Below are 24,250 nucleotides of genomic sequence, written 5' to 3'. Positions count from 1 at the left end.
TTCAGAAGTGGATGGCGCGGCCATAGGCCGAGAGCGTGGCCTCGTGCAGCATTTCCGACAGCGTCGGGTGCGGGAACACCGTCTCCATCAGCTCGGCCTCGGTGGTCTCCAGTGTGCGGCCGACGACATAGCCCTGGATCAGTTCGGTGACTTCCGCGCCGACCATGTGGGCGCCCAGGAGCTCGCCGGTCTTGGCGTCGAAGACGGTCTTGATCAGCCCCTCGGGCTCGCCGAGCGCGATGGCCTTGCCGTTGCCGATGAAGGGGAAGCGGCCGACCTTGACCTCGTAGCCGGCGGCCTTGGCCTTTTCCTCGGTCAGGCCGACCGAGGCGACCTGCGGATTGCAATAGGTGCAGCCGGGGATCGAGTTCGGCTTGATCGGATGCGGGTGCTGGCCGGCGATCAGTTCCGCGACCATGACGCCTTCGTGGCTGGCCTTGTGCGCCAGCCAGGGGGCGCCGGCCACGTCGCCGATGGCATAGAGCCCCTCGACGCCGGTGCGGCAATATTCGTCGGTGACGACATGGGTGCGGTCGATCTTGGCGCCCAGCTTTTCCAGGCCGAGGTTTTCCACGTTGCCGACGATGCCGACGGCCGAGATCACCGTGTCGAACTCATGCGTTTCGGTCTTGCCGCCGGTCTCGATATGGGCGGTGACCTTGCCTTTGGCGCGGTCGAGTTTCTTGACCGCCGCCTTTTCGAGGATCTTCATGCCTTGCTTGACGAATTGCTTCTTGGCCAGGGCCGAGATCTCGGCATCCTCGACCGGCAGGACGCGGTCCATGACCTCGACCACCGTGGTGTCGGCGCCCAGCGTGTTGAAGAAGCTGGCGAATTCGATGCCGATGGCGCCCGAGCCGATGACCAGCAGCTTTTTCGGCATGCGCGGCGGTTGCAGGGCGTGCTTGTAGTTCCAGACCAGATCGCCGTCCGGTTCCAGTCCCAGCAGTTCGCGGGCGCGGGCGCCGGTGGCGAGCACGATGGCCTTGCCCGTGACCTCCTCGCTGCCCTTGTCGGTCTTGACGCTGATCTTGCCGGGGGCGGTCAGGCTGGCCTCGCCCATGATGACGGTGACCTTGTTCTTTTTCAGCAGGTGGCCGACGCCGCCGGCGAGCTGCTTGGCCACGCCGCGCGAGCGTTGCACCACGGCGCCGAGGTCGTAGCCGATCTTGTCGGCCGAGAGGCCGAATTCCTTGGCGCGGTGCATGAGATGGAAGACCTCGGCCGAGCGCAGCAGCGCCTTGGTCGGGATGCAGCCCCAGTTCAGGCAGATGCCGCCCAGATGCTCGCGCTCGATGCAGGCCACCTTCAGCCCCAGCTGCGCGCCGCGGATGGCGCAGACATAGCCGCCAGGGCCGGAACCGATCACCACCATGTCAAAGCTCTGCGCCATGGATGTCCCCCTATCAGAAAAGATAGTTCAGCGTTAAACCAATTTTCAGACGTCAGCAAGCGACAGCTTGCCCGAGACCAGCGCACCATAGCCGCCGGCCTCCATGACGCGGATTTCCGCCGGCGTGGGCACGCGGTTCAGCGCCGCATTGCGCCAGGGGAAGCGGCCGAATTTGGCGATGGCGTCGCGGTGCAATTCGGCATGGCGCAGGTTCTCGCCGGGCATGAATTCGGCGAACAGGCTGACCGCGCGCTCCTGGTCGGCCAGGTCCTCGGAATGCTCGAAGGGCAGATAGACGAATTGCCGGGCGGGCGGTTCGATGCGCAGGTGAAGGCCGCTCTCGACGGCCTCGCGGGCGAGGCTGCGCGCCAGGGGGTCGGTGGCGAAGGCACGGGCATCCTCGCGGAACATGTTGCGGGGGAACTGGTCGGTGAGGATCAGCCCGGCCAGCATCCCCTCGGGCGTGGTGGCCCAGCCGGGCACCAGATCGGCGGCGCGCTCCCAACTGGGCTGGAAGCGCCGGCGGATGGTTTCGTCCACCGCATCCGAGCGGATATACCAGCCCTTCTCGCCGATCTCGTCGAGCCAGAAGCGGTTGATCTCCTCGGGTGTCGCGGCGTCGGTCATGGCTTTGTCCTCCGTTTTCCCGGATGGTTGCAGAGCCGGCCGCCAGCCGCAAGCCGTCAGGCGGGCTTGTCCTCGTCGTCGGAGCTGGCGGTCTCCAGCGCTGCCTCGACCGCGACCGGCGTGGCCGAGGGGGCGATGATGGCGAAGCTCTGGTCCAGAACCGGGGTCGGGCGGCGGGTGCGGCGCCAGCCGGCATAGAAGGCCAGCACCGCCAGCAGCAGGCCGATATAGACCCAGAACCCGTCCGGACCCAGCAGCGACATCAACCAGCCGGTGATGAGCGGCCCGGCCATGGCGCCGACGCCGTTGATGAACAAGAGCCCGGCCGAGGCGGCGGCCATGTCGCTGCTGTCCAGAAAGTCGTTGGTATAGGCCAAGAGCAGCGAATAGACCGGATTGGCCACGCCGCCGATCAGCGCCGCCGCCAGGATCAGGCCCCAGATGCCGGGTTGCAGCGTTACCGTGGCCAGGCTGACCACCGCGCCCAGCACCGACAACCCTAGCACGATGACGCGCCGGTCGCCATGGTCGGAAAGCCAGCCGATCGGATATTGCAGGAGCAGCCCGCCGGCATAGATCGCAGCGACGAAGGCCGAGATCTCGCGCACCGAGAGCCCCTTGGTCGAGCCCCAGACCGAGGCCATACCGAACAGCGCCGAGAATACCCCGCCCATCAGGAAGATGCCGATGCAGCCCAGCGGCGAGACGCGGAACAGGCTGCCGAAGCTCATGCGCTTCAGGGTGGAGAATTGCGGCGCGGGCTGGGTCGAGAGCAGGATCGGCAGGAAGGACAGGCTGACCAGGACCGAGGGAATCACGAACAGCAGGTAGCCGGCCGGGTCCGCCGTGTTGATCAGCAGCTGCGCCGAGATGATGCCCAGCATCTGCATGATCATATAGGCCGACATGGCCTGGCCGCGGGTCTCGTTGGTGGTGCCGGCGTTCAGCCAGCTTTCCGCGGTGATGTAGACGCCCGAGAAGCAGAAGCCGATCAGCAGCCGCATCAGTGACCAGGAGATCCAATGCGGCGCCGCCGCATAGAGGATCAGCACCGAGGAGATCAGCGATCCCAACGCGGCAAAGACCCGGACATGGCCGACCTTGCGGATCAGTTCCGGCACCACGCGCGAGCCCAGCAGGAAGCCGCCGAAATAGGCCGCCATCACCACCGACATCTGGCCGGTCGAAATATCCTCGATCTTGCCGCGGATGCCCAGAAGCGTGCCCTGCATGCCGTTCCCGACCATCAAGAGCAGAATGCCCAGAAGCAACGGCCAGGTGGTGCGCAGCACGGTCAGCATCACGGATCCTTCGGTATCAGCAGGGAGGCATCGCCATAGCTGAAGAAGCGATAGCCCGATTCCACCGCATGGCGATAGATGCTGCGGATGCGGTCCTGGCCCATCAGGGCGCTGACCAGCATCAGCAGAGTCGATTTCGGCAGGTGGAAATTGGTCATCAGGGCATCCGTCACGCGAAAGCGATAGCTCGGATAGATGAAGATCTCGGTAACGCCCTGGAAGGGATGCACGGTGCCGTCCTCGGCCGCCGCCGATTCGATCAGCCGCAGCGCCGTGGTGCCGACCGGGATCACCCGTCCGCCGGCGGCGCGGGTGGCGTTGATCGCTGCGGCGGCCTCGGGCGTGACCTCGCCCCATTCGCCGTGCATCTTGTGAGTGGTCACGTCCTGAACCTTGACCGGCAGGAAGGTGCCGGCGCCGACATGCAGGGTGACATGGGCGAAGCGCACGCCCCTGGCCGCCAGCCGCTCCAGCAGGGCGTCGTCGAAATGCAGGCTGGCGGTCGGGGCGGCGACGGCGCCCGAGCGCCGCGCCCAGACGGTCTGGTAGTCCTGGCGGTCGGCCTCGTCCGGGGCGCGCAGCGCGGCGATATAGGGCGGCAGCGGCATGGCGCCGACCTGCGCCAGCGCGGCGTCGAACGCCTCGCCCGTGGCGTCGAAGCGCAGGGTCAGCTCGCCCCCGGCGATCTCGGCCACCTCGGCGGACAGCGCCGTGCCGAAGCGGATCACCTCGCCCGGCTTCAGCTTGCGCAGCGGCTTGGCCAGCGCCTTCCAGCCATCGGCCACGGGCTCCAGCAGCGTAACCTCGACCTTCGCCACCGCCTCGCCCTGCGGGGTCTGGCGCGCGCGCGTGCCGTTCAGCCGCGCCGGGATGACCTTGGTGTCGTTCAGCACCAGCAGATCGCCCGACCCCAGCAGATCGGTCAGGTCGCGCACATGCAGGTCGCGAATCGAATCGCCCTGGGCCAGCAGCAGCCGCGCCGAGGAGCGCGGCCGTGCCGGGCGGGTCGCGATCAGCGTCTCGGGCAGGTGAAAGTCGAAATCGTCCAGCTTCATGGGCTTAGGTTGTGTCCGGGCTGCCGGGGGGCGTCAAGGCGGGCGGTCATCACAAAGTGAAAAACTCAGGCTTTACTTATCCGAGGAAATGGGTAAGTTTTGGCCAACCGAAGGTGAGTAAATGATCGTCTGCCACTGCACCCAGATCTCGGACTACGACATCAAGGCCGCCATTGACTGGATGCGTGCTGCGGACCCCGAGACGATCATCACCCCCGGCAAGATCTATCACGCACTCGGCAAACGCGCCGACTGCGGGGGCTGTATGCCTTTGTTTCTGGACACCATGCGCGGATGCGATAATCTGGCTGTGCCCCCCATCCTGCGGGGGCTGAAAGCCAACCGCACAGGGGTAAGCCATGAAGGGCGACGCAAAGGTCATCGAGTATCTCAACGCAGCGCTACGGTCTGAACTCACCGCGGTCAGCCAGTATTGGTTGCATTATCGCCTGCAAGAGGATTGGGGCTACGGCAAGATCGCCGACAAATCCCGCGGCGAATCCATTGAGGAAATGCATCACGCGGATCGGCTGATCCAGCGAATCATCTTCCTGGAGGGGCATCCGAACCTGCAAAAGCTGGATCCGCTGCGGATCGGCCAGAACCTCAAGGAAACGCTGGAATCCGACCTGGCGGCCGAATACGACGCCCGCACCCTTTACATCGAGGCGCGGGAATATTGCGACAAGGTCGGCGATTACGTCAGCAAGAACCTGTTCGATTCGCTGCTGACCGACGAGGAGGGGCATATCGACTTCCTCGAAACCCAGCTGGGCCTTTACGAAGAGATCGGGGCGCAGAATTACGGCCAGCTCAACGCCAAATCCGCCGACGAGGCCGAATAGGGCCGGACAAGCCTGTGGCAAACGCACGCATCAGGGGGCCCTTGGCGGCCCCCTTTAATTTTGGCCCAGCCGTTCAGGCCAGCCAGTCGGCGGCCAGTTCCGGCAGGTCGTCGAAATGCGCCAGCATCGCCTCGGGCGCAAGGCGGCGCAGCGCCTCGCCCTCGGGGCCGAAGGCTACCAGCGCGACCTTGACACCGGCCGCGGCGGCGGTCCTGCGGTCGGTCTCGGTATCGCCGACCAGGAAGGATTGCGCCACCTTGCCGCCCGCCGTTTCGACCGCGGCCTGATAGGGGCGGGGATCGGGCTTGCGCACCGGCAGCGTGTCGGCGCCGATCATGGCCGCGAACCGGTCGCGGATGCCCAGTTCGCGCAGCAGCGTCTCGGCCAGCGCGGCGGGCTTGTTGGTGCAGACCGCCAGCCGGTGGCCGGCCTCGGCCAGCCGGTCCAGCGCCGCCTGGGCCCCGGGATAGAGCCGGGTGTGGATGGCGATCGCCTCGCCGTAATGACCCAGCAGGCGCGGATAATCCTCGTCCTCGGCGCCGGGCGGCAGCAGCCTGTCGCCGGGCAGCCGCGCATAGCCCGCGCGCAGCATGGCGCGGCCGCCGTGAAAGGCGATCAGCGCGTCCTCGATGGGGTCCAGCAATGCGCCCAGGCCGCGGGCATGGAAGCAGGCATTGGCCGCCGCGATCAGGTCGCCGGATGTATCGGCCAGCGTGCCGTCCAGATCGAAGACCACCGTTCCCGCCATGCTGTAACCTTCCGTCAAGATGTTTGATCCGCCGGGGCCTTTCCCGACCGCCGCCCTCTAGGTAGAACGCCCGGCAAGGATAAGGAACAGGCAAGAGGGCAGAGATGACCGAGAAACCCGTCGCGCTGATCGTGCTGGCCGCCGGACAGGGCAGCCGCATGCAGTCGGACCTGCCCAAGGTGCTGCACCGGCTGGGCGGCGTGCCGCTGGTCGGGCACGCGCTGGCCACCGGCCGCCTGCTGGAACCCGAAGAGGTGATCGTGGTCGCCGGCCATGGCGCCGAGGCGGTAGCCAAGGCGGTGGCGAAGCTGGACCCCGAGGCGCGCCTCGCCCTGCAGGAAGAGCAGCTCGGCACCGCCCATGCCGTGCGCCAGGCCATGCCGCTGCTGAAAGGGTTCGAGGGTCGGGTGATCGTGCTTTACGGCGACACCCCCTTCATCGGCGAGGAGACGCTGGCCAATCTTGCCAGCCATGCCGCCGACGTGGTGGTGCTGGGCTTCGAGGCCGCCGATCCCGGCCGCTACGGCCGGCTGGTCACCGGCCCCGAGGGGCTGGAGCGCATCGTCGAATACAAGGACGCCGACGAGGCGACGCGCGCCATCCGCCTGGTCAATTCCGGCGTGCTGGCGGCGGATGCGGCGCTGTTGCGCGAATTTCTGCCCCGGATCGGCAACCGCAACGCGGCGGGCGAATACTACCTGACCGACATTCCCGAACTGGCCCGCGCCGCCGGCCACCGGGTCGAGGTGGTGACCTGCGACGAATCCGAGACGCTGGGCATCAACACCCGCGCCGAACTGGCGCAGGCCGAGGCCGCTTTCCAGGCCCGCGCCCGCGCCCGGGCGCTGGAGGACGGCGTGACGCTGAGCGATCCGGCGACGGTCTGGTTCGCGCTCGACACCTGCATCGGCCGCGACGCGGTGATCGGGCAGAACGTGGTCTTCGGCCCCGGCGTGACCGTCGAAAGCGGCGCCGAGATCCTGCCCTTCTGCCATCTGGAAGGTTGCCATGTCAGCGCCGGCGCCACGGTTGGCCCTTTCGCCCGGCTGCGTCCCGGCGCTGAGCTGGGCGGCGACGTGCATGTCGGCAATTTCGTCGAGATCAAGAACGCCGTGCTGGACGAGGGCGTCAAGGTCGGCCACCTGACCTATCTGGGCGACGCCCATATCGGCGAGGCCACGAATATCGGCGCCGGCACCATCACCTGCAATTACGACGGCGTCGGCAAGCACCGGACCGAGATCGGCGCCCATGCCTTCATCGGCTCGGACACCATGCTGGTCGCGCCGGTGCGGGTGGGGGCGCGGGCGATGACCGGCTCGGGCTCGGTCATCACCGAGGACGTGCCGGACGATGCGCTGGCGCTGGGACGCGCGCGCCAGGTCACCAAGCCCGGGCTTGCCACGCGGCTGATGCAGGCCCTGCGCCAGAAGAAGGGGAACTGACCCATGTGCGGCATCATCGGAATCCTCGGCAATCACGAGGTCTCGCCCCAGCTGGTCGAGGCGCTGAAGCGGCTGGAATATCGCGGCTATGACAGCGCCGGGGTGGCGACGGTGGATGCCTCGGGGCGTCTGGACCGCCGCCGCGCGGTGGGCAAGCTGGTGAACCTGTCCGACCGGCTGGTGCATGATCCGCTGACCGGCCATGCCGGCATCGGCCATACCCGCTGGGCCACCCACGGCGCGGCGACCGAGGCCAACGCGCATCCGCATCGCCGCGGGCCGGTTGCCGTCGTTCATAACGGCATCATCGAGAATTTTCGCGAATTGCGCGACGAGGTGGTGGCGCTGGGCTTGCAGCCGGAATCGCAGACCGATACCGAGACCGTGGCGCTGCTGGCCGCCTGGCACATGGGGCAGGGCATGGATCCGGTGACGGCGGCGCGGGCGGTGCTGGCGCGGCTGGACGGCGCCTTTGCGCTGGCCTTCCTGTTCGAGGGCGAGCCCGACCTGATGATCGCCGCCCGCAAGGGCAGCCCGCTGGCCGTGGGCCATGGCGAGGGCGAGATGTTCCTGGGTTCGGACGCCATCGCGCTGGCGCCCTTTACCGACCGGATCACCTATCTGGAGGATGGCGACCACGCCATCCTCCGCCGCGCGGGCGCCGAGATCTTCGACGCCGAGGGCCGCCCCGCCAATCGCGAGATCCAGCAAATCGACGTCGGCGCGACCCAGATCGACAAGGGCGGCTACCGGCATTTCATGGCCAAGGAAATCGCCGAGCAGCCGGTGGTGCTGGGCGATGCGCTGAACCATTACATCAAGGGCGACCGGATCGTGCTGCCCGAGGCGCTGGACTTCCGCGAGGTGGACCGGCTGACGCTGGTCGGCTGCGGCACCGCCTTTTATGCCGCGCATGTCGCGCGCTATTGGTTCGAATCGCTGGCGGGGCTGCCTTGCGACCTGGATGTGGCGTCCGAGTTCCGCTATCGCGAGCCGCCGCTCTCGCCGCAAAGCTGGGCGCTCTTCGTGAGCCAGTCGGGCGAGACGGCGGATACGCTGGCGGCGCTGCACTATGCCCGCAGCAAGGTGGCGCGCACGGTGGGGGTGGTGAACGTCGGCACCTCGGCCATCGCGCGCGACGCCGACATCGCCCTGCCGACGCTGGCCGGGATCGAGGTGGGCGTGGCCTCGTCCAAGGCCTTTACCTGCCAGCTTGCGGTGCTGGCGGTGCTGGCGCTGAAGGCGGCGCGGGATCGCGGCCGGCTGACGGATGCCGAACTGGCGGCGCATCTGGCCGATCTGCGCGCGCTGCCGGGGCTGCTGAACCAGGCGCTCGCGGTCAGCGACGAATGCCGCCGCCTGGCCGGCTGGCTTTCCGAGGCGCAGGACGTGCTGTATCTGGGCCGGGGTCCGCTTTATCCGGTGGCGCTGGAAGGCGCGCTGAAGCTCAAGGAACTCAGCTATATCCATGCCGAGGGCTATGCCTCGGGCGAGTTGAAGCACGGGCCCATCGCGCTAATCGACCGCAACGTGCCGGTGGTGGTGCTGGCGCCGCGCGACGCGCTGTTCGAAAAGACCGTCTCGAACATGCAGGAGGTCATGGCGCGGCATGGGCAGGTGCTGCTGATCTCGGATGCCGAGGGGCTGGAGGCCGGCGGCCACGGCATGCGCGCCGGGCTGGCCATGCCCTCGGGCGGCGGGCTGTTCCAGCCGATCCTTTACGCCGTGCCGATGCAGTATCTGGCCTATCACACGGCGGTCGCCAAGGGCACGGATGTGGACCAGCCGCGCAACCTGGCGAAATCGGTGACGGTGGAATAGGGCCTAGCCCTCGCGCCAGCAGGGTTGCAGGTCGCCCGGCCGCGGGCTTGCCGCATGGACGCCGCGCGCAATGGCGCGGGCCAGCGTGCAGGCCGCGGCATGGCCCAGTTGGAACGGTGTCAGCGCCGGATCGGGCAGGGGCTTCGCGCCGGTCGAGACGGCAAAGACCAGGTCGCCGTCGAAAGGCGTGTGGCTAGGCACGATGGCGCGGGCCATGCCGTCCTGCGCCGCCGTGGCCAGCCGGGTCAGCCCGGCCTTGTCCAGCGCCGCGTCGGTGGCGACGATGGCGATGGTCGTCGCTTCGCCCAGCCGCTTCATGGGACTCGGCTCATGCGCGGCGGGGTAGGGACCGGAGAGGCCCAGCCCGCCGAACTCGCCCCCAAGCTCCCACGGCGCGGCCCAGAACTGCCGGGTCTCGCCCGCCGTCACCGATCCCAGCGCATTCACCACCACCAGCGCGCCGACGGTGATGCCGCCCTCCAGCACCGCCGAGGCCGAGCCGAGTCCGCCCTTCCAGCGATGCGTCATCGCGCCGGTGCCCGCCCCTTCGCTGCCAAGTGCGAAATCGGCGCCGGCCGCCGCCAGCGCCGCCCGGCCGAGCGCGGGATAGGGGTTGGCGTCCCAATCCTTGTCACCGCCGTTCAGCAGGTCGAAGACGATGGCGCCGGGCACGATGGGCACGCGCACCGGGCCGATCTGGAAGCCCCGGCCCATGGCGCGCAGCCCGTCGGACACGCCGTCGCAGGCGGCAAGCCCGAAGGCCGAGCCGCCCGACAGCACCAGCGCATCGACTCCGCCGACCAGCTTGTCGGGGGCCAGCAGCTCGGTCTCGCGCGTGCCGGGCGCGCCGCCCATGACGTTGACGCCGCAGGCGAAGGGCGCCTCGCCCAGCAGCACCGTGCTGCCCGAGCGCAGCGCGTCGTCGCGGGCATTGCCGACCCGCAGGCCGGCGACATCGGTAATCAGGTTTCGCGGTCCGGGACGCATCGCGGCCTCCTGCAAGGGGGATCGGCCCGCAATCTGCACGACGCGCCCCGCCGGCTGCAACCCGCGCCCGCATTCCGGCGTTGCACGGTCGGGCCGCCGCGCCTACCTAATGCGGCAGGACATGCGAAAGGACGCGACCATGAGTGCCCCCATTCACAGGATTTTCGGCCGGCCGCTGGATGCCGAGATGCCGAAAGGCTACGATCAGGCGATCTTCGGCATGGGCTGTTACTGGGGCGTCGAGCGGCTGTTCTGGCAGCAGGAGGGCGTCTGGCTGACCGAGGTCGGCTTTGCCGGCGGTACGGTCGAGAATCCCAGCTACAAGCAGGTCTGCGCCGGCGGCACCGGCCATGCCGAGGTGGTGCGCGTGGTCTATGACAGTTCGCGCGTCAGCTATGAGCGGCTGTTGCAGATCTTCTGGGAAAACCACGACCCGACCCAGGGCAACCGGCAGGGCAATGATGTGGGCTCGCAATACCGCTCGCTCATCATGGTGTTCAACGACAGCCAGAAGGCGGCGGCGGAACTCAGCAAGGCCGACTACGGCAACCGGCTGGCGGTGCAGGGCTATCCCGACATCACCACGCAGATCATTCCCGCCGGGCCGTTCTGGCGGGCCGAGGACGACCACCAGCAATATCTCGACCGTTATCCCGATGGCTATTGCGGCTTGCGCGGCACGGGTGTCAAAGCCCCCCTGACCGATATAGCCGAGGGATATTGAATGCCGACCTGGACCGCACTGACCCATGCCAAAGGCCGCGAGGCGGCCGAGGCGCTTGCCGAGGCGGGCGAGGATCTGACCCCCGAGCCCGTCGGCAGCGGCGTTTTCGAGATCGAGGACGGCTCGGACCGCTGGGAGGTGGGGCTTTACTTCACCGAGGCCCCCGACGATGTGGGGCTGGCGCTGCTGGCCGCGGCCTGGGACGCACCGCCCTTCGCGGTCTCCGAACTGCCCGAGGTGGACTGGGTCGCCCATGTCCGGCGCGAGCTTTCGCCGGTCGAGGCCGGGCGCTTTTTCGTCCATGGCGGCCATGACGCCGACAAGGTGCCCGAGGGGGCCGAGGCGCTGCTGATCGAGGCGGCCATGGCCTTCGGCACCGGCCATCACGCCACGACCAAGGGCTGCCTGCTGGCGCTGGACCGCATGATCGCCGAGGGTGCCGAGCCGCAGCGCATCGTCGATATCGGCTGCGGCACGGCGGTTCTGGCCATGGCGGCGGCGCGGTCCTTCCCGGTGATCGTGCTGGCCGGCGATATCGACCCGCAGGCGGTGGACGTGGCCCGCGCCAATGTCATCGCCAACGGGCTGGACGGGCGCGTCGAATGCGTCGAGGCGGTGGGCTTCGACCATCCGCTGATCGAGAGCGCGGCGCCCTTCGACCTGGTTTTCGCCAATATCCTGAAGCAGCCGCTGATCGACCTGGTGCCGGACATGGCGCGCCAGCTTGCGCCGGGCGGCAGGGCGATCCTGTCGGGCATCCTCGTCACCCAGGCCGAGGAGGTGATCGCGGCCTATGCGGCGGGCGGGCTGGCGCTGGAGCGGCGCGACGATCTGGGCGAATGGTCCACCCTGGTCGTCAGGCGCGGCTGATCGCCGAAAATACTAAAGGCGGCCTTGCGAGGCCGCCTGTTCGTCTTGCCCATCCGGGCCGGAAAAGGTCTGTCGCGGTTTCCCTGCGCAGCCGTTTTCGCGTCTTCAACCGCTGCTTAGCGGGCGCGCGCAATCCGTTCGATATCGCCGCGGCACAGACCGATATCGTCCAGCTCGCGATCCGAAAGACGGCTCAGCGCGTTCTTCGTCACGCGCGCATCGTTCCAAGCGGACAGGGCCGCCCAGATTTTCGAGCCAATACCGAGAGAGCCCGCCCCGCTATGGATGCGGTTCGTGTCAATCGCCGACATAGTTTTCACCTTGAGATCATTGCCCGCTTATCGGGCGCTTCGTTGATGCATCAGCATATAGGCCGGGCAATTCACGAAAACCACGGACAAACCGGCATCTCTGCCATGCAGCGCGTGCATAAGGCGCCAGAATTCCTAACTTTTTGCGGAATGCGGCCGGAAATGATGCTGCATCGCAAAATTCTCTCGCCAAGGACCGGTTTTCTGCGGGAAGATTGCGCGATCCAGACCGAACCGTTCAGCGCCAGTCGCCCAGGCTGGCCTGCCACAGCGCCAGTGACGCCACGGCAGCCGTGTCGGCGCGCAGGATTCGCGGCCCGAGCGCGATGCGCGTGACGCAATCCATGGCCGAAAGCCGCTTGCGCTCCGATTCGGACCAGCCGCCCTCGGGGCCGATCAGAATCGCCCAGGGGCCGCGCGGCAGGCCGGAAAGCACCTGCGCCGGCCCGGCCAGCGCCTCGTCCGCCCAGAGGATGCGCCGGCCGGCATCCCAGCCGTCCAGCAGCCGCGGCAGCGGCACCAGCGCGCCGACCTCGGGGACGAAGGTGCCGCCGCATTGCTCGGCCGCTTCGACGGCATGGGCCTGCAAGCGGTCCTGGCGGATGCGCTCGGAATTGGTGTGGTCGGTCTGCACCGGCAGGATGCGGGCGGCGCCCATTTCGGCCGCCTTTTCCACGATGAAATCGGTGCGCGCCTTCTTGATCGGGGCAAAGACCAGCCACAGGTCGGGCGGGTTGAGTTGCGGTGCGGTCTGGCGCAGCGCCGCCAGCGCGCCGCCCCGCTTGGCGATGCGCTCGATCCGCGCCAGCCACTCGCCGTCGCGGCCGTTGAAGACCAGGATCTCGTCCCCGGCACCCTGCCGCATGACCGAGGAAAGGTAATGCGCCTGGTCGGGATTCAGCTCGATGCCTTGTCCCTCGGCCAGCGGGTGATCTATGAACAGTCTGATTTTCGCCATGATGGGGCGCAGCCTAATGCAGACCGACCGTCCGACGCCAGAGGGGCCGACGCCAGAGGGCCACAGCACCGTCGCCGATGCGCCGCCCGACAATTGGGTGGACCGCTACGCGCCATCCGACTGGAGGCCGTGGCTGCGCCTGTCCCGCGCCGACCGGCCGATCGGCACCTGGCTTCTGCTGCTGCCCTGCTGGTGGGGCATCGGGCTGGCGATGATCGCCGACCGGCCGGAATGGCGGGACCTGTGGATCGCGGTGGCCTGCGGCGTGGGTGCGGTGCTGATGCGCGGCGCCGGCTGCACCTGGAACGACATCACCGACCGCGACATCGACGACAAGGTGGCGCGCACCCGCTCGCGCCCCATCCCCTCGGGGCAGGTGACGGTCCGGGGGGCGCTGGTCTGGCTGGCGGCGCAGGCGCTGGCCGGTTTCGCCATCCTGCTGACGCTGGGCGGCGCGGCCATCGGGCTGGGCGTGGCCTCGCTGGCGCTGGTGGCGATCTATCCCTTTGCCAAGCGCTTCACCTGGTGGCCGCAGGTCTTCCTGGGCCTTGCCTTCAACTGGGGCGTGCTGCTGGCCTGGGCCGCGCATACCGGCAACCTGGCCCCGGCGCCGGTGCTGGCCTATCTCTCGGGCATCGCCTGGACGATCTTCTACGACACCATCTATGCCCACCAGGATGCCGAGGACGACGCGCTGATCGGCGTCAAGTCCACCGCCCGGCTGTTCGGCCGCGACACGCCGCGCTGGCTGGCGGGCTTCGGCACCACCTCGGTGCTGCTTCTGGGGCTGGCGGTGATGGCGGCGGCGCCGCAGGGGCTGGGCCTGACGCTGGGCCTGCTGGGCGTGGTGGGTTTCGCCGCGCACCTGGCCTGGCAATTGCGGCAATTCGACATGACGGACAGCGCCGGCTGCCTGCGGCTGTTTCGCAGCAACCGCGATGCCGGGCTGGTGGTTGCGCTGTTTCTTGCCTTGGCCGGGCTGGTCTGATTGCGAAAATCCGGCGCAGGCATTACATGCGGCGGGTCGGAAACAGCCCTAAGGTCCCCCTGATGGCCAATCCCCAGCGATCCGCACGCCGTGGTCCCGCCTTTGCCGCCAGCCTGATTGCCCTTGCGGCGGCGGCCGGCCTGTCCTTTCTGGGCGCGCGCGCGGCCGCGGATTTCATCGAGACCCGCTCGGCCCAGGATCTGCGCGCGGCGCTGGCCGATTACGATTGGGTGCAGGTCCGGACTGACGGCTTGCAGGTCCAGCTGGAGGGCATCGCCCCCGACGAGGTGCAGCGTTTCCGCGCCCGTGTCCGGGCCGAAACCGTGGTCGATTCGGGCCGGGTGATCGACAAGATGCAGGTCGCCGCCAGCGCCGAACTGGTCACCCCGGCCTTCGAGGTCGAGCTTTTGCGCAACGACCAGGGCATTTCGATCATCGGCCTGGTGCCCGCCGGCCTGGACCGCGCGGCGCTGGTCGAGCGGCTGAAGCGCCAGACCGGCGCCGCCCGGGTCTCGGACCTGATGGAGGGCGCCGATTACCCGGTTCCCGAAGGCTGGGAGGACGCCTTTGCCTTCGGCCTGAAGGCCGCGCAACTGGCCAGGCAGGCCAAGGTCTCGATCGCCGCGGGCGAGGTCTCGGTCCGCGCCATCGCCGGAAGCCCGCGCGAGAAACGCGATCTGGAAACCGCGCTGGAGCGCGCCAAACCGGCGGGGGTCACGCTGACGGCCGATATCACCGCGCCGCGGCCGGTGATCGCGCCCTTTACCCTGCGCTTCGTCAAGGATGCGACCGGCACCCGTTTCGATGCCTGCGCCGCCGATACCGAGAGCGCGCGCGACCGCATCCTGGAGGCCGGGCGCGCGGCCGGCGTGCCGGGCGAGCCGCAATGCACGCTGGGCCTCGGCGCGCCCTCGCCCCGCTGGGCCGATGCTGCCGTTCCGGCCATCCGCGCCGTCGAGGCGCTGGGGGCGGGGTCGGTGACGATCTCGGATACCGATGTGGCGCTGTTCGCGCCCGCCGATGTCGAGGCGGCGAGATTCGACGAGGCGGCGGGCCGGTTGGAAGCGGCACTGCCCCCGGCCTTCACGCTGGCCGCCCGGCATGAAAAGCCCGGCGAGGCCGAGGCGGGACCGGCCGAGTTCTCGGCCCTGGTCGATCCGGGCGGCGTCAGCCTGCGCGGCCGCATCACCGACGAGCGCATGCGCGACGCGGTGGAAAGCCTGGCGCGGGCGCGGTTCGGCCAGGTGGACAGCGCGCTGCGCAGCGATGCCTCGGTTCCCGAGGGCTGGACATTGCGCGCCATCGCCGCGCTGGAGGCGCTGGACGGGCTGGCGCGGGGCGAGGCCCGGGTGACGCGGGATCTGGTGCGGATCAGCGGCGTTTCGGGCAGCCAGACCGCCTCGGACGTGGCGGCGGCGCGGCTGGCGCAGCGGCTGGGCGCCGGGGCGCGCTATGAGCTGGCGATCCGCTACGACCGGCGCATGGACCCGCTTCTGGGCCTGCCCTCGGGCATCGAATGCGTGGACCGGCTGAACGCGGCGATGCAGGAATCCGAGATCGGCTTCGAGCCGAACAAATCCGTCATCGCCGGCGATCCGGGCCCGACGCTGGCCCGGCTGGCCGAGACGATGAAGCTGTGCGCGGATTTCCGCATCGAGATCGGCGGCCATACCGATTCGCAGGGCTCGGAAGGATTCAACGCCGAACTTTCGCGCGCCCGGGCGCAGGCGGTGCTGGCGGTGATGACGGCGGCCGGCATCGACACCGCCAATATGACCGCCAAGGGCTATGGCGAAAGCCGGCCCATCGCCGAGAACGATACCGATGCCGGGCGCGAGGCCAACCGCCGCATCGAGTTCCTGTTGCTGGCCGACGATCCGGTCGTGACCGAGGTGCCGGCCCCCGCCGAACTGGTCAAGGGCGTCACCGATAGCCCCGAAGCGGTGGCGGCACGGGTTGCCGCGGCGGCGCTGCATGCCGCGACCGCCGCCATTGGCCCGGCGCTCGGCGTGCCCACCGACCCAGAGGCGGCGCTGTCCGCCGCGACCGAGCCCGTCCGGCTGCTGCTGTCCGGGGTCGATCCCTCGCGCATGGCCAGCCGGCCGGCGCAAGAGGCGGCGTTGCCGGAACTGCCGGCGCTGTGGGCCGCGACCTTGCCGGCCGCGAGCCTGCTGCCGGAGGCCGCGGAAGTGGTCGAGCCCGCCGAGGCCGCCACCCGCCCGGTCCAGGAGGCGCTGGTCGGTGCCGCCATCGAGGCGGCGACCATCCCCGCCCGCGACGCGTTGCATGTGAACCGCCCGCTGCCGCGTCCCGAGCCGGCCTCGGCGCCGTGATCCGCAACCCCTTGCCCTGAAGCCCTTCGCATGAACCGCACCGAATTCATCATCGCCACCGCGATCATCCTGTTCGCCGCCTTCATGCTGGGCTGGTTCGCAAGCTGGCTGATCCACCGCCTGTCGCGCGTCACCCGCGCCGAGATGGGCGAGCTGGAAAGCATGGCCCAGCAGTTGCACGAGGCCGAGGAAGCCCGCGACCGTGCGGTGGACGAGCTGGAGACGCGCGAGGCCGATCTGGTCGCCCGGCTCTCGACCACCGAGGCCGAGCTGCGCGCCGCAGAGGGTCAGCTGCGCGAAAGCCTGACCGAGATCGAGGAATTGCGGGACTATATCGACCGCAAGCTGGGCCGGAAGGGCTGAGCGGGCGCCTGGCGGCGCTGCCGGACCGGGGCTCTGCCCCGGACCCCGGAGTATTTGGAAAACGGAGAAGGACGGGGCGTTCGGCGAGGGACCGGAAATGCGGAACCGCCGCGGCGGGGCGGCGGTTCCGGGTTCCGGGCGGTGGGGTCAGACCCCCGCCTCGATGATGGCGCGGGCCAGGATCGGGATGGTGTCCTGGTTCAGCCCGGCGATGTTGATGCGCGAATCGCCGACCATGTAGATGCCGAACTCGTCCTTGATGCGCTTGACCTGCTCGGGCGTGGCGCCGAGGCGCGAGAACATGCCGCGATGCTGGGCCACGAAGCCGAAGCGGTCCGAGCCGCTGAGGTCGCGGAGTTCTGCCGCCAGTTGCTCGCGCAGTTTGAGCATGCCGCCGCGCACCGCCTCCAGCTCGGCCATCCAGTCGGCGCGGAGGTCCGGCGTGGTCAGCACGGTCGAGACGATCCTGGCGCCGTGGAAGGGCGGGAAGGAATAGGTCTGGCGGTTCAGGAAGGCCATGGCGCCCTGTGCCAGTTCCCTGGTCGCGGCATCGGGGCAGAGCGCCAGCAGGATGCCGGTGCGCTCGCGGTAGATGCCGAAATTCTTGCTGCACGAGGCGGCGATCAGCACCTCGGGGATGCGCGCGGCGATCAGCCGGGTGCCGGCCGCATCCTCCTCCAGCCCGTCGCCGAAGCCCTGATAGGCCAGGTCGATCAGCGGCAGCGCGCCGGTCTTTTCCAGGATCGCGGCGACCTCGGCCCATTGCTCCAGCGTCAGGTTGGCGCCGGTCGGGTTGTGGCAGCAGCCATGCAGCAGCACCACGTCGCCTTTTTGCGCCGTGGCGATGTCGGCCTTCATGCCTTCGAAATCGACGCCGCGGGTCTCGGCGTCGAAATAGCGGTAGGTCTGCACCGGCAGGCCCATGAAATTCATGATCGAAACATGGTTCGGCCAGGTCGGGTCGGAGACGAAGACCCGCAGCTCCGGGTTCGCCATGCGCGCCAGTTCCAGCGCCTGGCGGATGGCGCCGGTGCCGCCGACCGTGGCCAGCGCCGCCGTGGTCTCGGGCTTGTGGGCGTCGCCCAGGATCAGCCCGGCCATGGCCTTGTGGAACTCGGGCTCGCCGGAGAGGCCGGCATAGGTCTTGGTGGTCTCGGTCTCGAGCATCCGCTGTTCGGCGGCGTGGACGGCGCGCATGATCGGGGTGTGGCCGGTGGCATCCTTGTAGACCCCGACGCCCAGGTCGATCTTGCCCTGGCGGGGATCGGCCTTGAATTCGCCCATCAGGGCCAGGATCTTGTCAGGGGCCTGCGGTTTCAGATTGCCCAGCATCACGCGTCTCCGGTTGCGATTTTAAGGTCGGGGAAGCTGCCCCATTCGGCCCAGCTTCCGTCATAAAGCGAATGGTCCCGGTGCCCGATCCGTTCGAGCGCCAGGAACAGCGAGGCCGCCGTCACCCCCGAGCCGCAGGTGGTGATGACGGGCTTCGACAGGTTTACCCCCGCCGCTTCGAACTCGGCGCGCAGCGCGTCGGGGGCCTTCAGCGTGCCGTCCGGGTGGTAGAGCTTGCCGAAGGGCAGGTTCTTCGAGCCGGGGATATGGCCCGAGCGCAGGCCGGGGCGCGGCTCGGCCGCCTCGCCGCGGAAGCGTTCGGCCGAGCGCGCATCGACGATCTCGTGATCGGCGAGCTTGCTGGCCGCCGCGACCTGGGTCACGTCGCGCACCAGCGCCGCCTGGCGCTGCACGGTGATGTGGCGGTCGCGCAGCATCGGCGGCATGTCCTCGGTCTCGCGACCCTCGGCCAGCCATTTGCCGAAACCGCCGTCCAGCACCGCCACGTCCTGCTTGCCCATCAGCCGGAAGGTCCACCAGACCCGCGCCGCCGAACGCACCGGCGAGTTGTCGTAGACCACGACCTGGTGGCCGTCGCCGATGCCCATGGCGCGCATGCGGCTGATGAACATCTCGGGCTGCGGTGCCATGTGCGGCAGCTCGCTGCGCTTGTCCGCGATCTCGTCGATGTCGAAGAAGCGGGCGCCGGGGATATGCGCGGCCATGTATTCGGCCCGTGCGTCGCGGCCGGGTTCCAGGAACCAGCTGGCGTCGATGATGCGCAGGTCGGGATCGTTCAGATGGGCCGCGAGCCAGCCGGTCGAGACCAGCACTTTCGGATCGTCGGAATCGGTGGACATCGGCCTTCCCCCCGCGCGCGCAGAAACGACACCGATGTAACCGCAGCCGCGCGGGGCGGCAAGGCTTAACCCTGCTTCAGCAAACGCTGTTTCTGCCGGTTCCAGTCGCGCTTGGCGGCGGTTTCGCGCTTGTCGGCGACCTTCTTGCCCTTGGCGACGCCGATCTTCAGCTTCACCATGCCGCGGTCGTTGAAATACATCACCAGTGGCACCAGCGTCATGCCCTCGCGCCCGACCGCCTGCCAGAGCCGGGACAGTTCCTTGCGCGAGACCAGCAGCTTGCGGCGCCGCCGTTCCTCGTGCCCGAAGACGCCGGCCTGCTTGTAGGCGGCGATGTAAGAGTTGATCAGCCACAGCTCGCCATCCTCGACCGAGGCATAGCTTTCGGCGATGTTGGACTGGCCGGTGCGCAGGCTTTTCACCTCGGAGCCGGTCAGCACGATGCCGACCTCGAGATCGCTTTCGATGAAATAGTCGAAGCGCGCCCGGCGGTTCTCGGCGATGATCTTGTAGTTCGGGTCGGATTTCGTGGCCATGATCGGGCAGAGATAGGGCGGGGCGCCGCGCCTGTAAAGGCCGGGCCTCAATCCTGCCGGACGATCAGCCGCAGCAGCGCCTGTGCCCCGGCGGTCACGTCGCGCCAGGTGGCGTCGAAACCCGCGGCCTCGCCGAAATAGGGATCGGCGACCGATTGCCCCGCGCGTCCCGGCACGTGGTCCAGCAGCAGCGACAGCCGTGCCCGCCCGTCCGGCGGCGCGATGCGGCGCAGATTGGCGAGGTTCTGCCGGTCCATGGCGACGATATGATCGAAGCGGCGGAAATCCTCGGCCGCGACCTGCCGGGCGCGCAGGTTCGATATGTCGATGCCGGCCAATGCCGCCACCGCCTGTGCCCGGTGATCGGGGGCATGGCCCAGATGCCAGTCGCCGGTCCCGGCCGAGTCGATCAGCAGCCGCGCGCCGGCGCGCTCGGCGGCGGCGCGCAGGGCGGCCTCGGCCAGCGGCGAACGGCAGATATTGCCCAGGCAGACGAAAAGGACCGATGGCAGCGGCATGATCGACCTCGATTGACCGGCACATCTTGCCAGTTCCGCGCAAGCTGGCCCAGACTGCCCGGAAAGAAAAGCAGGGAGGCGGCGGCGATGCGGCACGGTGGGCAAATTCTGGTCGATGCGTTGAAGGCGAACGGGGTCGGGCGGGTGTTCTCGGTTCCCGGCGAAAGCTTTCTGGCGGTGCTGGACGGGCTTTACGCCTCGGGCATCCAGAACGTCGTCTGCCGGCACGAGGGCGGCGCGGCGATGATGGCCGAGGCGCATGGCAAGCTGACCGGGCGGCCGGGCGTGGGCTTCGTCACCCGCGGCCCCGGCGCCACCAATGCCAGCGCCGGGGTGCATGTGGCTCGGCAGGATTGCACGCCGATGATCCTGTTCGTCGGCCAGATCGCCCGCGCCGACCGCGACCGCGAGGCGTTTCAGGAGGTCGATTACCGCGCCATGTTCGGCCCCTTGGCGAAATGGGTGGCCGAGATCGACCAGACCGAGCGCATCCCGGAATATGTCTCCCGCGCCTTCCATCTTGCCATGTCGGGCCGGCCCGGTCCCGTGGTGCTGGCGCTGCCCGAGGACATGCTTTCCGCCCGGGCCGAGGTGCCGGACCCGGCCCCTGCCGTGCCGCCGCTTTCCGCCGTCGCCGAGCAATCCGTCGCCGCCATCGCGCAGGCGCTGGCCGGGGCCGAGCGGCCGCTGGTCGTGCCGGGCGGCACGCTGTGGTCGCAGGCCGCCGCCGAGGATCTGGCGCGCTTCGCCGAAGGCTGGGGCCTGCCGGTCGCGGTGCCCTTCCGCCGCCAGGGCCATATGGACAACGCGCATCCGAACTATGTCGGCGATCTGAGCGTCAGCATGAACCCGGCGCTGGGGCAGGCGCTGTCGCAGGCGGATTGCCTGCTGTCACTCGGTTCGCGGCTGGGCGACACGCTGACGCGCGGCTATGAGTTGATGGACCCGGTGCGCCCGCATGCGCGGGTGATCCATGTCCACCCCTCGCCCGACGAGCTGGGGCATCTCTGGCGGCCCGATCCGGGACTGGTGGCGGACCCGCGCGCGGTGGTGGCGGCGCTGGCGGCGCTGCCCGCACCGAGGCGCTGGGACGGCTGGACCGCCGGGCTGCGCGCGGCATACGAGGCCTGGCAGCAGCCCCGGCCCACCCCCGGCGCGGTGCGGATGGAGGCGGTGGTGCGCTGGCTGTCCGACCACCTGCCGCCGGATGCGATCATCGCCAATGGCGCGGGGAACTATGCGGCCTTCATCCATCGCTATTACCGTTTCCGCCGCTTCGGCACGCAGCTGGCGCCGACCTCGGGCTCGATGGGCTACGGCCTGCCCGCCGCCATCGCCGCCAAGCTGGAGCATCCTGGCCGCACCGTGGTCTGCATGGCCGGCGACGGCTGCTTGCAGATGACGCTGAACGAGCTTTCCACCGCCGCCCAGCATGGCGCCTCGGTCATCGTCATCGTCGCCAATAACGGCCATTACGGCACCATCCGCATGCATCAGGAGCGCAGCTATCCCGGCCGCGTCTCGGGCACGGCGCTGGCCAATCCCGATTTCGCGGCGCTGGCCCGCGCCTATGGCGGCCATGGCGAGACGGTGACGCGGCAGGAGGACTTCGCCGATGCCTTCGCCCGCGCGCAGGAAGCGGGCAGGCTGGCGGTGCTGGAGCTGGTGCTGGATCCCGAGGCGCTGAGCACCGGCGCGACCCTTGCCGAAACCCGCGCGGCGGGCGAGGCGGGGCTGCGCCGGGCCTGACGGCGGCCGGTCCGGCTGCCACAGGGCCAAGGGTCCAAGGAATGTGGTGGGTCGCGTCGGCCCGTTTCGCATGGCGCCCGGGGATCGGCATCCCGGTCCTGATCTCGGTCGCGGCGGCCTTGCCGGTTCCCGGCGCCGGAACGGGCGGGCAGGCGTCCGGGTGCTGCTAGAACCCGCCGATCCAGACCAGCGCGGCGGCCAGACCGGCGGCGGCGGGCACCGTCACCAGCCAGGCGCCCAGGATCATCCGCATGTAGGAGCGGCGCACCAGATGCCGCCGCCGGCGCTCCTCGGCGGGCAGGGGGTCGTGCCCGGAGGCCAGCCGGCGGTCGCGCCATTCGCGATAGAAGCCGATCCCGAACACGCCGCCCACCGCGACATGGGTGGTCGAGACCGGCAGGCCCATCAGCGAGGCCCCCAGCACCGTCGTCGCCGTCGCCAGCGAGACGCAAAGCGCGCGCGACGAGTTCAGCCGGGTGATGCGGCTGCCGACCATATGCACCAGCCGCCGACCGAACAGCAGGATCCCCAGCGCGATGCCCAGGCCCCCCAGCAGCAGCACCAGCCGGGCGCGCAGGTCATCGTCGCCCCCCGCCGACAGGCTGTCGAGGATGATGGTCAGCGGCGCCGCCACGTTCGAGGTGTCGTTGGCGCCATGGGCAAAGCCCATGACCAGCGCCGCGGCGATCAGCGGCACCGCCAGAAGCTGCTTCATCGCCAGCCGCCCGCCGGCTTCGCCCCGCGACTGGCGGTCGATGCGCCGCCGGGTATAGACCCAGCCGAGCGCGCCGCAAACCAGCGCCAGAGCCGCGTTCACCGCCGGTCTCGAGCCGTGCCAGGCCAGTTCCGCCACCCCCGCCAGCATGGCCGAGGCCAGCCCGACCACCACCGGCATCCAGGTGCGGGCGGCGGCGATGCGGTCCTCGCGGTTCAGGACCAGGCCGCGCAGCAGCGCCATCAGCCCCGCCGCGATCAGGCCCGAGACCAGCGGCGAGACGATCCAGCCGAAGGCGATCATCGCCAGGGCCGGCCAGTTCACCGCCCCGAGGCCGTAGCTCGCCAGCCCGGCCCCGGCGATGGCGCCGACCACGGAATGCGTGGTGCTGACCGGCGCGTCGAGCCAGGTGGCAAGGCTGATCCAGCTGCCCGCCGCCAGCAGCGCCGCCAGCATCATCCGCGCCGTCGCCTCGCCCTCGCCCAGGGTGCTGCCGATCAGCCCTTCGGTCAGCGTGGCGGTGACGGCGCTGCCGGCGATGACCGCGCCCATGACCTCCATCACCGCGACCAGCACGAGGCCGGTGGTCATGCCGATGGCGCCGGCCCCCACTGCCGGCCCCAGCGCGTTCGCCACGTCGTTGCCGCCGATCGACAACGCCAGATAGGCCGCGACCGCCAGGCTGGCCGCCAGGATGCCGATCGCCGGCTGATCGGCCAGAAAGCCGGTGCCGACATAGCTGGCGGCGGCGATGAAGATCAGCGCCAGCCCCAGCCGCAACAGCGAGCGTCCCGAATGCAGCACCGCGCGCTCGGTATTGGTGACGCGGCGCAGATCCTTGTCGAGCGTGCGGTATTCGCGGGGTTCGCGCCTCATTCCGGGGGGGACCGGCGCTTGGCCGCGGGCAGGCCGCGCAGCAGCTGCTTCAACCCGGTCTCGGCCACCATGCGGGCGGCATCCTCGGGCGTGAACCAGCGGCGCTTGCGCTCATGCGCCTCGGGGAAGTCGCCTTCCAGCGCATCGACGTAAAGCGGAAAGACCCGCACCTCGACCGGGATGGCGAAGCCGCGGTCCTGGTCCTTGTCATAGTGATAGCGGCCGATCTCGGCCTGCCCGACCCGGCCCCTGACGCCGGCCTCCTCCCAGGCCTCCTGCCGGGCGGCATCGGCCAAGCTGCGGCCGGGCATGGGCCAGCCCTTGGGCACGATCCAGCGCCCGGTGCCGCGGCTGGTGACGAGCAGCACGTCGCCGGTCGCCTCGTTCAGGCACAGCGCCGCGACCTGCATGTCGGGCGGTCGCCGGCCGATCAGCCGCGCCAGCCTTTCGCGGAACTCGACGATCATGCCGGATCCTCCGCGTCGCGGATGCGGCCCCGCGCCGCCTTGACCTCGCCGCGCTGGGTCTTGGCGGCCAGCCGGCGGCGCTGGCTGCCCAGCGTCGGACGGGTCGGGATGCGCTTGCGCGGCGCGACCAGCGCCTGGCGGATCAGCTCGGCCAGCCGCTCGCGCGCCAGCTCGCGGTTGCGGGCCTGGCTGCGGGTTTCCTCGGCCCGGATCAGTACGGCGCCGTCCTGGGTCCAGCGCCGCCCGGCCAGCCGCTTCAGCCGTGCCTTGACCGGCGGGGCCAGATGCGGCGACCGCTCGGCCTCGAAGCGCAGCTCCACGGCGGTCTCGACCTTGTTCACGTTCTGCCCGCCCGGTCCCTGGGACCGGGTGAACTGTTCGGACAGCTCCCATTCCTGGATGGTGATCTGGTCGTTGATGCGCAGCAT

25 protein-coding genes are annotated in these 24,250 nt (G+C 69.4%); 10 read left to right on the top strand and 15 right to left on the bottom strand.

The features are described from left to right. Position 1 precedes the first annotated feature (1 nt). The 4 genes from lpdA to queA are packed head-to-tail and all read right to left on the bottom strand — an operon-like array spanning position 2 to position 4,376. Complete coding sequence (gene lpdA, locus AQY21_RS16700) at positions 2-1,393, bottom strand: dihydrolipoyl dehydrogenase (protein WP_058098742.1); 1,392 nt, start codon at positions 1,391-1,393, stop codon at positions 2-4. A gap of 45 nt (positions 1,394-1,438) precedes the next feature. Then, positions 1,439-2,020, bottom strand: a complete 582-nt coding sequence (locus AQY21_RS16695; RefSeq protein ID WP_058098741.1) for a DUF924 family protein — start codon at positions 2,018-2,020, stop codon at positions 1,439-1,441. Between the two features lie 56 nt (positions 2,021-2,076). Beyond that, positions 2,077-3,321 carry an MFS transporter gene (locus AQY21_RS16690; RefSeq protein WP_058098740.1) on the bottom strand — a complete coding sequence of 415 codons (1,245 nt, stop codon included), beginning with the start codon at positions 3,319-3,321 and terminating at the stop codon, positions 2,077-2,079. Beyond that, positions 3,321-4,376 carry a tRNA preQ1(34) S-adenosylmethionine ribosyltransferase-isomerase QueA gene (gene queA, locus AQY21_RS16685; RefSeq protein WP_058098739.1) on the bottom strand — a complete coding sequence of 352 codons (1,056 nt, stop codon included), beginning with the start codon at positions 4,374-4,376 and terminating at the stop codon, positions 3,321-3,323. Before queA ends, AQY21_RS16690 begins: the two co-directional genes overlap by 1 nt. Positions 4,377-4,497: 121 nt before the next feature. Here queA and AQY21_RS27970 point away from each other — a divergent pair, with 121 nt between their 5' ends. Then, entirely contained in the window at positions 4,498-4,788 is a 291-nt protein-coding gene (locus AQY21_RS27970) for a bacterioferritin-associated ferredoxin (protein ID WP_011746960.1), read from the top strand. Next, entirely contained in the window at positions 4,736-5,221 is a 486-nt protein-coding gene (gene bfr / locus AQY21_RS16680; RefSeq protein ID WP_036750146.1) for a bacterioferritin, read from the top strand. The genes AQY21_RS27970 and bfr overlap by 53 nt, the downstream gene beginning before the upstream one ends. 73 nt (positions 5,222-5,294) lie before the next feature. Here the strand turns inward: bfr and AQY21_RS16675 are convergent, their stop codons facing one another. Continuing rightward, on the bottom strand, positions 5,295-5,969 hold the full coding sequence (locus AQY21_RS16675; protein WP_058098738.1) for an HAD-IA family hydrolase: 675 nt from the start codon (positions 5,967-5,969) through the stop codon (positions 5,295-5,297). Between the two features lie 104 nt (positions 5,970-6,073). Here AQY21_RS16675 and glmU point away from each other — a divergent pair, with 104 nt between their 5' ends. Then, positions 6,074-7,414: a bifunctional UDP-N-acetylglucosamine diphosphorylase/glucosamine-1-phosphate N-acetyltransferase GlmU gene (gene glmU, locus AQY21_RS16670; protein ID WP_058098737.1), complete on the top strand. Its 1,341-nt coding sequence runs from the start codon at positions 6,074-6,076 to the stop codon at positions 7,412-7,414. A 3-nt stretch (positions 7,415-7,417) separates the two neighbouring features. Further along, positions 7,418-9,235 (top strand): glutamine--fructose-6-phosphate transaminase (isomerizing), encoded by a 1,818-nt coding sequence (gene glmS, locus AQY21_RS16665; RefSeq protein ID WP_058098736.1) that lies wholly within the window; start codon positions 7,418-7,420, stop codon positions 9,233-9,235. Between the two features lie 3 nt (positions 9,236-9,238). Here glmS and AQY21_RS16660 read toward each other — a convergent pair whose 3' ends face one another. Beyond that, the gene (locus tag AQY21_RS16660; protein WP_058098735.1) at positions 9,239-10,222 is read right to left on the bottom strand and encodes a P1 family peptidase; all 984 of its coding nucleotides are present in this window, start codon (positions 10,220-10,222) and stop codon (positions 9,239-9,241) included. 139 nt (positions 10,223-10,361) lie between these two features. On the opposite strand from AQY21_RS16660, the gene msrA reads away from it, so the two are divergent. Continuing rightward, positions 10,362-10,946 (top strand): peptide-methionine (S)-S-oxide reductase MsrA, encoded by a 585-nt coding sequence (gene msrA, locus AQY21_RS16655; RefSeq protein ID WP_082658153.1) that lies wholly within the window; start codon positions 10,362-10,364, stop codon positions 10,944-10,946. Next, complete coding sequence (locus tag AQY21_RS16650) at positions 10,947-11,816, top strand: 50S ribosomal protein L11 methyltransferase (RefSeq protein WP_058098733.1); 870 nt, start codon at positions 10,947-10,949, stop codon at positions 11,814-11,816. A gap of 116 nt (positions 11,817-11,932) precedes the next feature. On the opposite strand, the gene AQY21_RS16645 is transcribed toward AQY21_RS16650, so the two are convergent. Next, positions 11,933-12,127: a DUF1127 domain-containing protein gene (locus AQY21_RS16645; RefSeq protein WP_058098732.1), complete on the bottom strand. Its 195-nt coding sequence runs from the start codon at positions 12,125-12,127 to the stop codon at positions 11,933-11,935. A 238-nt stretch (positions 12,128-12,365) separates the two neighbouring features. Further along, on the bottom strand, positions 12,366-13,085 hold the full coding sequence (locus tag AQY21_RS16640; protein ID WP_058098731.1) for a 16S rRNA (uracil(1498)-N(3))-methyltransferase: 720 nt from the start codon (positions 13,083-13,085) through the stop codon (positions 12,366-12,368). Positions 13,086-13,101: 16 nt separating this feature from the next. Between AQY21_RS16640 and ubiA the strand changes: the two genes are divergently transcribed. From ubiA to AQY21_RS16625, 3 genes are all read left to right on the top strand, one after another. Next, a complete protein-coding gene (gene ubiA / locus AQY21_RS16635) occupies positions 13,102-14,073 on the top strand; it encodes a 4-hydroxybenzoate octaprenyltransferase (RefSeq protein ID WP_058098730.1) in 972 nt (323 codons plus the stop codon). Positions 14,074-14,135: 62 nt separating this feature from the next. Continuing rightward, a complete protein-coding gene (locus tag AQY21_RS16630) occupies positions 14,136-16,406 on the top strand; it encodes an OmpA family protein (protein ID WP_238986812.1) in 2,271 nt (756 codons plus the stop codon). A 30-nt stretch (positions 16,407-16,436) separates the two neighbouring features. Continuing rightward, positions 16,437-16,769 carry a hypothetical protein gene (locus AQY21_RS16625; RefSeq protein ID WP_058098728.1) on the top strand — a complete coding sequence of 111 codons (333 nt, stop codon included), beginning with the start codon at positions 16,437-16,439 and terminating at the stop codon, positions 16,767-16,769. Positions 16,770-16,916: 147 nt separating this feature from the next. On the opposite strand, the gene AQY21_RS16620 is transcribed toward AQY21_RS16625, so the two are convergent. From AQY21_RS16620 to AQY21_RS16605, 4 genes are all read right to left on the bottom strand, one after another. Next, positions 16,917-18,101, bottom strand: a complete 1,185-nt coding sequence (locus AQY21_RS16620) for an amino acid aminotransferase (RefSeq protein ID WP_058098727.1) — start codon at positions 18,099-18,101, stop codon at positions 16,917-16,919. Beyond that, entirely contained in the window at positions 18,101-18,961 is an 861-nt protein-coding gene (sseA, locus tag AQY21_RS16615; protein ID WP_058098726.1) for a 3-mercaptopyruvate sulfurtransferase, read from the bottom strand. The genes AQY21_RS16620 and sseA overlap by 1 nt, the downstream gene beginning before the upstream one ends. A gap of 65 nt (positions 18,962-19,026) precedes the next feature. Next, entirely contained in the window at positions 19,027-19,497 is a 471-nt protein-coding gene (gene smpB, locus AQY21_RS16610) for an SsrA-binding protein SmpB (protein WP_058098725.1), read from the bottom strand. Between the two features lie 47 nt (positions 19,498-19,544). Continuing rightward, positions 19,545-20,015, bottom strand: coding sequence for a low molecular weight protein-tyrosine-phosphatase (locus AQY21_RS16605; protein WP_058098724.1), 471 nt, complete (start codon positions 20,013-20,015; stop codon positions 19,545-19,547). Between the two features lie 87 nt (positions 20,016-20,102). On the opposite strand from AQY21_RS16605, the gene AQY21_RS16600 reads away from it, so the two are divergent. Then, on the top strand, positions 20,103-21,764 hold the full coding sequence (locus AQY21_RS16600) for a thiamine pyrophosphate-binding protein (protein ID WP_058098723.1): 1,662 nt from the start codon (positions 20,103-20,105) through the stop codon (positions 21,762-21,764). 166 nt (positions 21,765-21,930) lie between these two features. On the opposite strand, the gene AQY21_RS16595 is transcribed toward AQY21_RS16600, so the two are convergent. The 3 genes from AQY21_RS16595 to arfB are packed head-to-tail and all read right to left on the bottom strand — an operon-like array spanning position 21,931 to position 24,250. Then, on the bottom strand, positions 21,931-23,355 hold the full coding sequence (locus tag AQY21_RS16595) for an inorganic phosphate transporter (protein ID WP_058098722.1): 1,425 nt from the start codon (positions 23,353-23,355) through the stop codon (positions 21,931-21,933). Next, entirely contained in the window at positions 23,352-23,822 is a 471-nt protein-coding gene (locus AQY21_RS16590) for an NUDIX hydrolase (RefSeq protein WP_058098721.1), read from the bottom strand. The genes AQY21_RS16595 and AQY21_RS16590 overlap by 4 nt, the downstream gene beginning before the upstream one ends. Further along, positions 23,819-24,250: an alternative ribosome rescue aminoacyl-tRNA hydrolase ArfB gene (gene arfB / locus AQY21_RS16585; protein ID WP_028713399.1), complete on the bottom strand. Its 432-nt coding sequence runs from the start codon at positions 24,248-24,250 to the stop codon at positions 23,819-23,821. The genes AQY21_RS16590 and arfB overlap by 4 nt, the downstream gene beginning before the upstream one ends.

Origin of the sequence: Paracoccus sp. MKU1 (assembly GCF_001447385.1) — a bacterium.
In the GTDB taxonomy this organism is placed as follows: Bacteria; Pseudomonadota; Alphaproteobacteria; order Rhodobacterales; family Rhodobacteraceae; genus Paracoccus.
Note: the sequence above shows the minus strand (reverse complement) of the source record. Positions and strands in the feature narration are given on the sequence as shown.